Genomic DNA, 12,008 nt, shown 5'->3' with positions numbered 1-12,008 from the left:
TCAGCCGAGGAGTTCGGCGAGTGCCCGGTCGGCGTCGAGCAGCAGGGCCTCGTCGCCCTCCGGGACGGCGAGGAGGGTCTCCGCGAGGAAGTGCCGCAGCTGGGCGCCGTCGAACTGGAGCAGGGCCACGCCCTCGGCGGAGCGCAGCTCCAGCATGGTGCGCCCGGACGCGGCAGGCCGCAGGTGCACGTCGCCGATGCCGCTCGGGGCGTCCAGGCCGGCGGCCAGCAGCCACCGGGCGAAGACCCACTCGACCTCCGGAGGGGCCTCGGGCAGCGGCGTGCCGTCCAGGGAGAACTCGGCGGGGAAGGCCATCCGGACGGCCAGCGGGTCGTCGGACCGGTAGCGCAGGGCCACCCGGAGCACGGCGGTGCGGTGGGTGGTGACGTAGAGGCGGGCCTGGACGACCTGTTCGACGACGATGGGCGCAGCTGTCATGGCGGTTCCTCCCGGTGTCGTCCTGCCCCGAGGTTCGCGGGCGGAACGTGTGACGTGTGTGGATTCTGTGACGGCCGGGGTGCGGCCCGTCGGGAGGGGAGAGCGGGACGGCAGGCCGTCCTTCCGGGCGGGGGCTGTGAGCCCGGTCACGCGAGGGGGCGGACCGCCCGGCGGGCCGGGGTCCGGCGTCGAAATCCGGTACCGGTCCGGGCTTCGCCGCCGGTAGCGTCCCGGCGCATGACCGAGCAGACCACCGGCCGGCCGCCCGAGGGCGGCGGCCGTCCGCAGCACGCCCCGGGGCCGCAGGAGGACCGCCGCGAAGCCGACCTGCGGCGGGCCGAGATCCGGCGCCTGGGCGCCAAGTACGCCGAGTGCCACGCCGAGCTGCTGAGGAGGCTGGGGGAGTGAACCGCCTGGAGACCGCCGAGCTGCTGGAGCTCGCCGCCTTCGCCTGCCGGGGCCGTCCGGCCGAGCTCCGCGAGCCCGGCCTGCTGGACTCCGCCGCGCACCGGCCGTCCGCCGGGATGTTCGGGGTGGAGGTCTACCCGGGCGTCTTCGAGAAGGCCGCCGCACTGCTGCACGCGGTGGCCTCGAACCACCCCCTGGTGGACGGCAACAAGCGGACCGCGTGGATGGGCGCGGTCGTCCTGCTGGACCTCGCGGGCACCGACATGGCCGAGGTCGACCAGGGTGCGGCGTACGAGCTGGTGGTGGCCGTGGCGGCCGGCGAAACCACCGACGTCGGGGTGATCGCCGAGCGGCTGCGGGCGCTGCACGAGGGTCGAGCCTGAGCGGGCGGACCGGCGCGGCCCGGTAGGCTGGGCTGGTTGTCCGACGACCGCCCGACAGCGGGCTGGGGCCGCGAAGACCGCCCTGACCTGCGACGATCCCCTCCGGAGCCCGTGAGTACCGCCGCCGCCTCCCCGATGTCGCCGCTGTTCTCCGACGTTGCCTCGCCGCACACGCCCGTCCGTCCGGCCGGTACGTCGAACGCCTCGCACCACCTGTCGCCGGCCTTCCCCGGCCGTGCCCCCTGGGGCACGGCCGGCAAGCTCCGGGCCTGGCAGCAGGGTGCGCTCGACACGTACATCGAGAAGCAGCCGCGCGACTTCCTCGCGGTCGCCACCCCGGGCGCGGGAAAGACCACCTTCGCCCTGACCCTCGCCTCCTACCTGCTGCACAACCACCTGGTGCAGCAGGTGACGGTCGTCGCGCCGACCGAGCACCTGAAGAAGCAGTGGGCGGAGGCCGCGGCCCGGATAGGCATCCGGCTGGACCCGGCGTACTCCTCGGGCCCGCTCTCCAAGGACTACCAGGGCATCGTCGTGACCTACGCGGGCGTCGGGGTCAACCCGATGCTGCACCGCAACCGCACGGAGGCCCGAAAGACCCTCGTCATCATGGACGAGATCCACCACGCCGGTGACTCGAAGTCCTGGGGCGAGGCCTGCTTCGAGGCCTTCGAGCCCGCCACCCGGCGGCTCGCGCTCACCGGTACGCCGTTCCGCTCGGACACCAACCCGATCCCGTTCGTGGCGTACGAGGCGGACACCGACGGCCTGCGCAAGTCCGTCGCGGACTACACCTACGGCTACGGGCACGCGCTGGCCGACCACGTCGTCCGCCCGGTGATCTTCCTCTCGTACAGCGGCAACATGCGCTGGCGCACCAAGGCCGGCGACGAGCTGGAGGCCCGGCTCGGCGAGCCGATGACCAAGGACCTGATCGCCCAGGCCTGGCGCACCGCGCTCTCCCCGCAGGGCGAGTGGATCCCCAGCGTGCTGCAGGCCGCAGACCGGCGGCTCACCGAGGTCCGCAAGGCGATCCCGGACGCCGGCGGCCTGGTCATCGCCACCGACCAGAACGTGGCCCGGGCCTACGCCAAGATGCTGCGCGAGATCAGCGGAGAGAAGGTCACCCTCGTCCTCTCCGACGAGGCGGAGGCCTCCAAGCGGATCTCCGACTACTCGGCCGGCACCTCGCGCTGGATGGTGGCCGTCCGCATGGTGTCCGAGGGCGTCGACGTGCCCCGGCTGTGCGTCGGCGTGTACGCCACCTCGATCTCCACCCCGCTGTTCTTCGCGCAGGCCGTCGGCCGCTTCGTGCGGGCCCGCAAGCGCGGCGAGACGGCCTCCGTCTTCCTGCCGACCATCCCGATGCTGCTCGGCTTCGCCAACGAGATGGAGCTGCAGCGCGACCACGTCCTCGACCGGCCGAAGAAGGAGGGCGAGGGACTCTTCGACGAGGAGGACCGGCTGCTCGCCGAGGCCGAGAAGGCCAACGACGGGCCGGACGCCGGCGGCGAGGAGTTCTCCTACGAGGCGCTCGGCAGCGACGCGGTCTTCGACCGGGTGCTGTACAACGCCATGGAGTTCGGCATGCAGGCGCACCCGGGCAGCGAGGAGGAGGAGGACTACCTCGGCATCCCGGGCCTGCTGGAGCCGGACCAGGTGCAGATGCTGCTGCAGAAGCGCCAGCACCGGCAGATCCAGCGCTCCAAGGCCAAGCCGGCCGAGGAGGCCGACCTGATCGAACTGCCCGCCGAGCAGCGGCCGGTGGTGACCCATCAGGAGCTGCGCGAGCTGCGCAAGGAGCTGAACGCGCTGGTCGCGGCCTGGCACCACCGCACCAACCAGCCGCACGGCACCGTCCACAACGAGCTGCGCCGGCAGTGCGGCGGACCGCTGACCGCGCAGGCCACGGCGAACCAGCTGAAGGCGCGGATCGCGAAGATCCGGGAGTGGGCGAAGGGCTGACGCCCGTTCGGGGCGACGGGGGCCCGGGCGGAGTCTCCCGACTTGGCAAAGAAAGTGTGGAGACACGCGGTCATACGATCCGTTAATCTTCCGCGTGCCCGGCTCCGGTACGGACCCCCCGAGGTGACGGACCGGCGCCCCGTCCCACATGCCGAGACCCGGCCGTCCCGCACGGCGGGCCGGCCGCGCACCGAACGAGGAGTCACCCCGTGGCGTACACCGCCCAGAACCCCGAGCTGTCCGACAAGTCGAAGGTCGTCGCAGGCCTCCTGCAGATCTTCCTCGGCGGCTTCGGCATCGGCCGCTTCTACACCGGCCACGTCGGCATGGGTGTCGCCCAGCTGCTCACCTGCGGCGGTCTCGGCGTCTGGGCCCTGATCGACGGCATCCTCTTCCTGGTCAGCGACACCCGCACCGACGCCCAGGGCCGCCTCCTGCGCTCCTGACCGTGCATCCCACCCCGGCCCGACAGCACCCCCGTCCCGCGAGCAGTGCGGGCGGGGGTGCCCGCCGTGCCGCGCTCCTGCGGCACCCGGCGGCCGGTCCCCTCGGCCTGCTCGCGGCCGGCCTCGCCGGCGCCGGGTACCTGTACACCCGCGACCCCCACCTGCCCGGGCAGGCGCTGCCCTTCTGCCCCTTCCACCGCCTCACCGGCCTGCAGTGCCCCGGCTGCGGCGGCACCCGGGCGGCCTGGGACCTGCTGCACGGCGACCTGCCCGCGGCCTGGCACGACAACGCCGCCCTGCTGCTCGCACTGCCCTTCGTCGCCGCCTGGTACCTCGTCCGGCTGCGGCACGGCCTGGCCGGCCGGACCTGGCGGCTGCGCCTCGGCTCCCGCGCCGTCGCCGCACTGCTGGCCGCGGCGGCGCTCTGGACGGTCGGCCGGAACCTGCTCTGAGCGCCCCGGCCCGAGGGCCGCCGTGTCCGGAGTCCGGTCAGATATCGAACACCTGAGCCATTCAGGGCCTGGAATGTGGGCTTAATGTCCGTATTTGCGTCTCGACTTTGCGTCGATGATGACCGAATTTTGGACAACTACTTCCGCAGCGCGCGAAGAGTTCACTACCTTCTCCCCACGCTCGCTCGACGGACCACCCCCACCCCGAGAAGAGCACCGCGGAGCCGTGCCCTCGTCGATGGCGCCGAGCCAGCTGCTCCAGCGCGGACACCCACCTGCGCGTGACACCTCCGTCCCGGCCCGAGCCCCACGCCGGCGCCGGTGCCCGCCGCGGAAAGGACTTGCGCGTCGTGACTGCCGAAACCTCCCAGACCCTGGACCGCGGGGTCCGGGTCCTCAAGCTCCTCGCCGACTCCGAGCGGGGCCTGACCGTGACCGAGCTCGCCGCCCGGCTCGCCGTCAACCGCACCGTCGTCTACCGGCTGCTGGCCACCCTGGAACAGCACGGCCTCGTCCGCCGCGACATCGGCGGCCGGGCCAGAGTCGGCCTCGGGGTGCTCCGTCTCGCCCACCGCGTCCACCCGCTGCTCCGCGAGGCCGCACTGCCGGCCCTGCGCAGCCTCGCCGAGGACCTCGGCGCCACCGCCCACCTCACCCTGGTGGACGGCAACGAGGCGCTCGCCGTCGCCGTCGTCGAACCCAGCTGGACCGACTTCCACGTCGCCTACCGGACGGGCCTGCGCCACCCGCTCGACGAGAGCGCCGCCGGCCGCGCCATCCTGGAGGCCCGCGGCTTCCCCAGCCAGCGCCGCCCCGACCAGGGCTTCGTGATCACCCGCGCGGAGGAGCAGTCCGGCGCGAGCGGCGCCGCGGCCGCCCTGATCGGCCTCAGCGGCATCGAGGGCAGCGTCGGCGTCGTGATGCTCAACGGCCTGGTGCCCGAGCGGGTCGGCCCGCGCGTCGTCGAGGCCGCCACCGAGGTCGCCGACGCGCTGCGCTGACCCCGTACCGCAGGCCCGGCGGCACCGCCGGTGTGGTTCGATGCGGGATGTGTCTCCTGCGAAGCCGCCCACGGCCCTGACCGCCCCCAAGACCCGCGCCCTGGCGCTGTGCACCGTCCTGGTGCTCGCGCTGTTCGGGGTCACGGCGTTCGTGCCGCTGCCGTTCACGCTCACCCAGCCGGGCGTCACCGCGAACACCCTCGGCAGCTACAACGGGGTGCCGGTCATCACCGTCACCGGCACCCCGGTGCGGACCACCGGCGGCGAGCTGCTCGCCACCACCATCTCCGCCACCAACGCCGGCGAGAAGATCAGCTTCCGCGACGCCCTGCGGGCCTGGATCCGCGAGGACGAGGCGGTGCTGCCGACCGAGGCCGTCTACCCGCAGAGCAACCCCGGCAAGGCCGAGCAGGAGACCGCCCAGCAGATGGCCGAGTCCCAGGACAGCGCCACCGCCGCCGCCCTCTCCTACCTCCACCTCCCGCCGTCCCAGGTCACCGTGAAGATCGACCTCGGCGACATCGGCGGCCCCAGCGCCGGCCAGATGCTCAGCCTCGGCATCATCGACAAGATCGCCGGGAACGGCCGCGGCGGCGACCTCACCGGAGGCCGAGTGGTGGCCGGCACCGGCACCATCGACGACCAGGGCGTGATCGGCGCGGTCGGCGGCGTCGCCCTGAAGACCCGGGCCGCCGCCCGGGACGGCGCCACCGTCTTCCTCCTCCCCGCCTCGGAGTGCGCCGACGCCAAGGTCGACACCCCGCAGGGCCTGCGGCTGATCCCGGTGGCGACCCTCGCCTCCGCCGTCGCCGCACTCGACGCCCTCGACGGCGGCGGCTCCGTGCCCAGCTGCTGACCCCGCGTCGGGGCCGCCCGCGGGCGGCCCGGGCCGCCCCGGTCACTCCCGGGCGGCCTGCTCCACCAACGGCAGGATCCGGTACGGCACCGGGTTCTCCAGGGCGATCGCGGTGGACGCCCGGACGATCCCGTCGAAACCCACCACCCGGTCGATCACCCGCTGCAGGTCCGCGTTCGACCGCGCGACGATCCGCACCAGCATGTCGCCCTGCCCGGTGATCGTGTGCAGCTCCAACACCTCCGGCACCGCCGCCAGATGGGCCCGCACGTCACTGCCCTGGCCCTGCGAGATCTCCAGCGTCGCGAAGGCCGTCACCGGGTAGCCGAGCGCCGCCGGATCCACCTGCGGACCGAAACCCCCGATCACCCCGCGCGCCTGCAGCCGGTCCAGCCGGGCCTGCACCGTGCCGCGCGCCACCTGCAGCCGCCGGGAGCACTCCAGCACACCGATCCGCGGCTCCTCGCTCAGCAGCCTGATCAGCTTTCCGTCGAGTGCGTCGATCGCGTCGTTGGGTGAGTGCACAACCGCTCCGTCCGCCGGCCGGTCCGACGGTCGGTCGTCCCGGTGGGCAATCTGTCCAGTGGGTGCGGCCATTCTCCGGCCCCCGGGGGCGCCTTGCCCAGGAGGAAACGGAACAGTTGCGCGCCCCGAGGAGCCGCGCCACCCTCCTGCACACCCCGGCGGGCGGCCACTCCGCCCCCGAACCGTCCCCGGGGCGACCCGGGGAGGCCCTGCCATGACCGCGCACATCGCCAACACCCGCTACGCCGTCCGCCCCTGCCCCTCGCCGGGGGCGCCACCCACCGGGGCGGGCCCGCTCGCCGCCACCGACGCCCTCGTCCTCGCCGTCCGCGACGCCCGCCGGGCCGCCCACCACTACCGCACCGCCCTCGGCCTGCACTGCACCGCCTACACCGGACCGGAGACCGGCAACCCGCAGCTGCGCGCGTACGTCCTGGAGGCCGGCGGCGCCCGCTGGGTGGTCAGCTCGCCCGCCGGCACCGGCGGCCGGCTCGCCCGCCACCTCGCCGAGCACGGCGAGGGCGTGCTGGAGGTCGTGCTGCGGGTGCCGGACGTGCACTGGGCCTTCGACTACGCCGTGGACCGCGGCGCCGCGGCCGTCACCGAACCCCACGAACTGAGCGACCGCCACGGCACCGTCGTGCTCGCCGCCGTCGGCGACGGCGGCCTCGTCCGCCACACCCTGGTCGACCGGACCGGCTACACCGGCCCCTACCTCCCCGGATACGTCGCCCGCCCCGGCACCGGCTCCGCCGCCTGAGCAGGCGCCGGACGGCCGGAGCGACGGGAGGTCAGCGGACGACGGTCTGGACGTCCGGCGGGTGGCCGTTCCAGGTGACGAACACCGAGTTGGCCTTGTCGTCCTTGGAGAAGTCGATCCGCATCCAGTGGTCGCCGTTCCACACCTGGACCTGCCAGCCGGCGTCCGGCGTCGCCGAGACCAGGTCCGCCCGGTCCGGGTGGACGTCCAGCGCCACCCGGCCGCCCGGCACCAGGTAGCTGCGCACCGAGGACGGCGACGGCGGCTTCACCGTCGGCGAGGCCGACCGGATCGGACTCGGCAGCGTCGGCGCCGCCGACGGCGAGGGCGGTGCCGAGGACGCGGAGGGCGAGGGGTCGGCCGGCGCGGTCGACCCCGGCTCCTCGCCCGGGTCCGTCGCCGAGGCCGCCGGCGGCAGGCTCGCCGCCGCCTGCGTCGTCGAGGACGGCAGCGGCACCGCCTGCGGCCGCTCGAAACCCGCCTCGGTCAGCACCGTGTGCACGCCGTACCAGGACAGCGCCACCGCCGCTCCGGTGGCCACCGCCCAGGCGCCGATCTGTACCAGTCCGCTCCGCATCGTCCGCACATCCTGCCGCATCCCGCGCGGCGGCAGCGCCCCGGGCCCGGCAATCCTGTGAAAGGTTGCGGCAACCCTGTGAAACGTCCGCGCCGGAGCACGGGCAATCAACGCATAACGCCCGAGGTACAGACCAATGGGGGGCCCATGCCGTACCGTGCAGGGCCATGGCAACAGTGCTCGTGGTCGAGGACGACCCCTTCGTACGCTCCGCGCTGATCCGACACCTCGCCGAGACCGGCCACGCGGTGCGCAGCGTGGGCACCGCGTTGGAGGCACTGCGGGAGGTCGCCCAGGTCGGCTGCGACCTGGTGATCCTCGACCTCGGCCTGCCCGACCTCGACGGCAGCGAAGCGCTCAAGATGATCCGCGGCCTCACCAACGTGCCCGTCATCATCTCCACCGCCCGCGACGACGAGGCCGAGATCGTCCGCCTGCTCAACGCCGGCGCCGACGACTACCTCGTCAAGCCGTTCTCGCCCGAGCACCTGACGGCCCGGATGGCGGCCGTCCTGCGCCGCCTCGGCGGCGGCAGCGCCCCCGCCCCGCAGGTCCTCCGGGTCGGCGGACTCGCCATCGACGTGCAGCGCCGCGAGGCCGCGCTCGACGGCCGGTCGCTCGACCTGACCCGCCGCGAGTTCGACCTGCTGGCCTTCCTCGCCGCCCGGCCCGGCGTCGTCGTGCCGCGCAAGGAGATACTCGCCGAGGTCTGGCGCCAGACCTACGGCGGCGACCAGACCATCGACGTGCACCTGTCCTGGCTGCGTCGCAAACTCGGCGAGACCGCCTCCCGGCCCCGCTACCTGCACACCGTCCGCGGCGTCGGCGTGCGGCTGGAGGCCCCGAGCGACACGGTCGCCGACCCGGTGGGCCGCCTGACATGACGCCCCCCGGCACCGGGCCGACCGGCGGGGACGCCACGGCCGCGGACACCTCACCCGCCACGAGACCCCGCTTCACCCGCTCGCTGCGCTGGGCCCTCGTCAAGGCCGCCGTCGCCGGCACCACGATGGTCGCGCTGGCCTTCCTCATCCCGCTCGGGCTGATGGTCCAGCAGACCGCCAGCGACCGCGCCTTCACCGCCGCCGAACGCCAGGCCGCGGCCCTCGGCCCGGCCCTCGCCATCACCACCGACCAGGACCCGATCGCCCGCGCCGTCGCCTCCACCGACGCCGGCGCGCACGACCGGATCGCCGTCCACCTGCCCTCCGGCGGCCTCGTCGGCGAGGGCCGGGCCGCCGCCGCCGACCTCGCGACCGCAGGCGGCGACCGCGGCGACGGCAGCGGACGGGCCTTCACCGTCCGGGTCGCCGGCGGCTTCGCCCTGCTCCAGCCGGTCGCCGTCGAGGGCGGCCGGATCGCCGTCGTCGAGGTGTACGTCGCCGAGGCCGACCTCAGCCGCGGCGTCGGCACCGCCTGGCTGGTGCTCTCGCTCGTCGCCCTCGTCCTGGTCACGATCGCCGTCCTGGTCGCCGACCGGCTCGGCGCCCGGATCGTCGGCTCCGCCCGCCGCCTCGCCGGCGCCGCCCGCTCGCTCGGCGCCGGCAACCTCGCCGTCCGGGTGCCCGTCGACGACGCCCGCGCCAAGGGCGCTCCCGAGGAACTCCGCGAGGCCGGCCACGCCTTCAACGCGATGGCCGACCGGGTCGTCCACCTGCTCGCCGCCGAACGCGAACTGGCCGCCGACCTCTCGCACCGGCTGCGCACCCCGCTCACCGTGCTGCGGCTCAACGCCGCCTCGCTCGGCAACGGCGACGCCGCCGACGCCACCCGGCACGCGGTCGCCCAGCTGGAACGCGAGGTCGACCAGATCATCCGCTCCGCCCGGCGCGGCCGCGACGAGACCCCCGCCGTCCAACTCGGCTGCGACGCCGCCGAGGTGATCCGCGAACGGGTCGGCTTCTGGTCCGCGCTCGCCGAGGACGAGGGCCGGCCCTGGCAGCTCGCCGGCGCCGACGCACCCGTCCACGTCCCCGTGCAGCGCGGCGACCTCGCCGCCGCCGTCGACGCCCTGCTCGGCAACGTCTTCCGGCACACCAGCATGGGCACCGCCTTCTCCGTCGACGTGCTCGCCACCGAGAGCTCCGTCATCGTGCTGGTCGGCGACGCCGGACCGGGCTTCACCGACCCCGAGGCCGCCATCGAACGAGGCTCCGGCCACGGCGGCGAGGGCTCCACCGGCCTCGGCCTGGACATCGTCCGCAAGCTCACCGAGGCCACCGGCGGCGACCTCGCCCTCGGCCGGTCCGCCGGCCTCGGGGGCGCCGAGATCCGGCTGCGCCTGCAGACCCGCCCGTCCGGCGACACCCCGCGGGCAGGCCGGCGGCGGCGGGTGCGGCCCGGCCGCCGCCGCACCGCCGGGGTCGAGTAGCGGACCGCGGGTGCGCCCGGGTGCCGCGACCCGGCCGGTCGGCCGTGGGGCCCGACCGCGCCCCACGAGCTCCGGGGCCCTGGCCTTAAGAGCTCCCTAAGAGAGGCTCACCCCTTCCTGAGCAGCGGTTTCACGGGGTTTACGGGCCGGTAGCGTCAGCGGCGCCCGGGTCGGTCAGGACCCGGCCCGACCCCTCTCAGCGGAGGTACCCGACATGCCGAGCCAGCCCGTCCGACGCCAGGGCCACCGCCGTCGCAGCCGCAAGGGCGCCGTCCTCGGGGCCTCCGCGATCGCCACCGTGCTCGTCGCGGGCGGCGTGGCCGCCCTCGCCTCGTCCGCCAGCGCCGCCTCGCTCGGCGCCGTGTACAGCCGCACCAGCACCTGGGACAGCGGCTACACCGGCCAGTACGTGGTCAGCAACTCCACCTCCGCCGCGATCGACGGCTGGACGCTCAGCTTCGACCTGCCGGCCGGCGCCAAGATCTCCTCGCTGTGGAACGCCAGCTACACCGCCTCCGGCCAGCACGTCACCGTGAAGCCCGAGTCCTGGAACAAGCGGATCGAGCCCGGCCGCACCGTCGACGTCGGCTTCGTCGTCCAGGGCTCCGGCGGCGCCCAGGCCGAGCCCGGCCACTGCCTGATCAACGACGTGTCCTGCAGCACCGGCCCCGCCCCCACCCCCTCCGGCCGGCCCACCACCGCCACCCCGAAGCCGACCCCCAGCCCCACCGGCAGCACCACCAGGCCGACCGCCACCCCGACCCCCACCGCGACGAAGACCACCGCCTCGCCGACCCCCACCAGCACCGGCACCCCCGGCGGCGGCCGCTTCGCCCCCTACGTCGACACCTCGCTCTACCCGGCGTTCGACCTGGTCGGCACCGCCAAGACCACCGGCGTGAAGCACTACACCCTCGCCTTCGTCGTCTCCGGCGGCGGCTGCACCCCGAAGTGGGGCGGCGTCAGCGACCTCAACACCGACGCGGTGGCCGCCCAGATCGGCGCGCTCCGCGCGGCCGGCGGCGACGTCCGGGTCTCCTTCGGCGGCGCCAACGGCAGCGAGCTCGCCACCGCCTGCTCCTCCGCCGGCGAGCTCGCCGCCGCCTACCAGAAGGCCGTCGACGCCTACGGCCTCACCAAGGTCGACTTCGACGTCGAGGGCGGCGCCCTCGCCAACACCGCCGCCAACACCCGGCGCGCCCAGGCGATCGCCCAGCTCCAGCGCACCGCCGCCGGCAAGGGCAAGGCCCTGGACGTCTCCTTCACCCTGCCGGCCCTGCCCAGCGGCCTGACCCAGGACGGCATCAACCTGGTCGCCAACGCCAAGGACAACGGCGTGCAGGTCGGCGCGGTCAACATCATGGCGATGGACTACGGCGACGGCGCCGCCCCCAACCCGCAGGGCCGCATGGGCAAGTTCGCCATCGACGCCGCCACCGCCACCCAGGCCCAGATCAAGGGCGTCCTCGGCCTCTCCGACAGCGCCGCCTGGGCCAAGACCGCCGTCACCCCGATGATCGGCGTCAACGACGTCGCCACCGAGGTCTTCACCGTCGCCGACGCCGCCCAGCTCGCCGAGTTCGCCAAGACCAAGCACCTCGCCTGGCTGGCCATGTGGTCCGGCACCCGCGACAAGGCCTGCCCCGGCGGCGCCAAGGCCTTCGCCGACGCCACCTGCAGCAGCATCGACCAGCAGCCGCTCGCCTTCACCCGCGCCTTCGGCGCCTACACCGGCTGACCGACCCCGCGACCGCGCGCGGCGCCCGTCCGTCCGCCCGCAGGCCGCGGAACACGGCGGCACCCTCCGGAGCACGGGGCCGGAGGGC

General features: G+C 74.6%; 14 protein-coding genes. 11 read left to right on the top strand and 3 right to left on the bottom strand.

Features of this window, described 5'->3' with window-relative positions; translation table 11 throughout:
- Entirely contained in the window at nt 1-438 is a 438-nt protein-coding gene (locus tag AB0442_RS15025; protein ID WP_363542570.1) for an SsgA family sporulation/cell division regulator, read from the bottom strand.
- A 237-nt stretch (nt 439-675) separates the two neighbouring features.
- Between AB0442_RS15025 and AB0442_RS15020 the strand changes: the two genes are divergently transcribed.
- The 7 genes from AB0442_RS15020 to AB0442_RS14990 all read left to right on the top strand — a co-directional run bounded on the left by AB0442_RS15020 (nt 676) and on the right by AB0442_RS14990 (nt 5,949).
- Nucleotides 676-846, top strand: a complete 171-nt coding sequence (locus tag AB0442_RS15020; RefSeq protein ID WP_366163068.1) for a CopG family transcriptional regulator — start codon at nt 676-678, stop codon at nt 844-846.
- Complete coding sequence (locus tag AB0442_RS15015) at nt 843-1,229, top strand: type II toxin-antitoxin system death-on-curing family toxin (protein WP_366163067.1); 387 nt, start codon at nt 843-845, stop codon at nt 1,227-1,229. Before AB0442_RS15020 ends, AB0442_RS15015 begins: the two co-directional genes overlap by 4 nt.
- A gap of 135 nt (nt 1,230-1,364) precedes the next feature.
- The gene (locus tag AB0442_RS15010; RefSeq protein WP_366163135.1) at nt 1,365-3,194 is read left to right on the top strand and encodes a DEAD/DEAH box helicase; all 1,830 of its coding nucleotides are present in this window, start codon (nt 1,365-1,367) and stop codon (nt 3,192-3,194) included.
- Nucleotides 3,195-3,403: 209 nt separating this feature from the next.
- Nucleotides 3,404-3,640: a TM2 domain-containing protein gene (locus AB0442_RS15005; RefSeq protein WP_363542573.1), complete on the top strand. Its 237-nt coding sequence runs from the start codon at nt 3,404-3,406 to the stop codon at nt 3,638-3,640.
- A gap of 77 nt (nt 3,641-3,717) precedes the next feature.
- Entirely contained in the window at nt 3,718-4,092 is a 375-nt protein-coding gene (locus tag AB0442_RS15000; RefSeq protein ID WP_366163133.1) for a DUF2752 domain-containing protein, read from the top strand.
- 350 nt (nt 4,093-4,442) lie between these two features.
- Nucleotides 4,443-5,093, top strand: a complete 651-nt coding sequence (locus AB0442_RS14995) for a helix-turn-helix domain-containing protein (RefSeq protein WP_344623436.1) — start codon at nt 4,443-4,445, stop codon at nt 5,091-5,093.
- A gap of 49 nt (nt 5,094-5,142) precedes the next feature.
- Nucleotides 5,143-5,949, top strand: coding sequence for a hypothetical protein (locus AB0442_RS14990; protein ID WP_366163066.1), 807 nt, complete (start codon nt 5,143-5,145; stop codon nt 5,947-5,949).
- 42 nt (nt 5,950-5,991) lie between these two features.
- Here AB0442_RS14990 and AB0442_RS14985 read toward each other — a convergent pair whose 3' ends face one another.
- The gene (locus AB0442_RS14985; protein WP_263105176.1) at nt 5,992-6,474 is read right to left on the bottom strand and encodes an Lrp/AsnC family transcriptional regulator; all 483 of its coding nucleotides are present in this window, start codon (nt 6,472-6,474) and stop codon (nt 5,992-5,994) included.
- A 214-nt stretch (nt 6,475-6,688) separates the two neighbouring features.
- On the opposite strand from AB0442_RS14985, the gene AB0442_RS14980 reads away from it, so the two are divergent.
- Nucleotides 6,689-7,234: a VOC family protein gene (locus tag AB0442_RS14980; RefSeq protein WP_366163064.1), complete on the top strand. Its 546-nt coding sequence runs from the start codon at nt 6,689-6,691 to the stop codon at nt 7,232-7,234.
- A gap of 31 nt (nt 7,235-7,265) precedes the next feature.
- Here AB0442_RS14980 and AB0442_RS14975 read toward each other — a convergent pair whose 3' ends face one another.
- Nucleotides 7,266-7,811, bottom strand: a complete 546-nt coding sequence (locus tag AB0442_RS14975; protein WP_366163063.1) for a hypothetical protein — start codon at nt 7,809-7,811, stop codon at nt 7,266-7,268.
- Nucleotides 7,812-7,978: 167 nt separating this feature from the next.
- On the opposite strand from AB0442_RS14975, the gene AB0442_RS14970 reads away from it, so the two are divergent.
- From AB0442_RS14970 to AB0442_RS14960, 3 genes are all read left to right on the top strand, one after another.
- Complete coding sequence (locus AB0442_RS14970) at nt 7,979-8,695, top strand: response regulator transcription factor (protein ID WP_366163062.1); 717 nt, start codon at nt 7,979-7,981, stop codon at nt 8,693-8,695.
- Nucleotides 8,696-8,778: 83 nt separating this feature from the next.
- The gene (locus AB0442_RS14965) at nt 8,779-10,182 is read left to right on the top strand and encodes a HAMP domain-containing sensor histidine kinase (protein ID WP_366163131.1); all 1,404 of its coding nucleotides are present in this window, start codon (nt 8,779-8,781) and stop codon (nt 10,180-10,182) included.
- Between the two features lie 214 nt (nt 10,183-10,396).
- Nucleotides 10,397-11,920 carry a cellulose binding domain-containing protein gene (locus tag AB0442_RS14960; RefSeq protein WP_366163061.1) on the top strand — a complete coding sequence of 508 codons (1,524 nt, stop codon included), beginning with the start codon at nt 10,397-10,399 and terminating at the stop codon, nt 11,918-11,920.
- Nucleotides 11,921-12,008: the final 88 nt, after the last annotated feature.

Origin of the sequence: Kitasatospora sp. NPDC085895, assembly GCF_040702125.1 — a bacterium.
Taxonomy (GTDB): Bacteria; Actinomycetota; Actinomycetes; order Streptomycetales; family Streptomycetaceae; genus Kitasatospora; species Kitasatospora arboriphila.
Note: the sequence above shows the minus strand (reverse complement) of the source record. Positions and strands in the feature narration are given on the sequence as shown.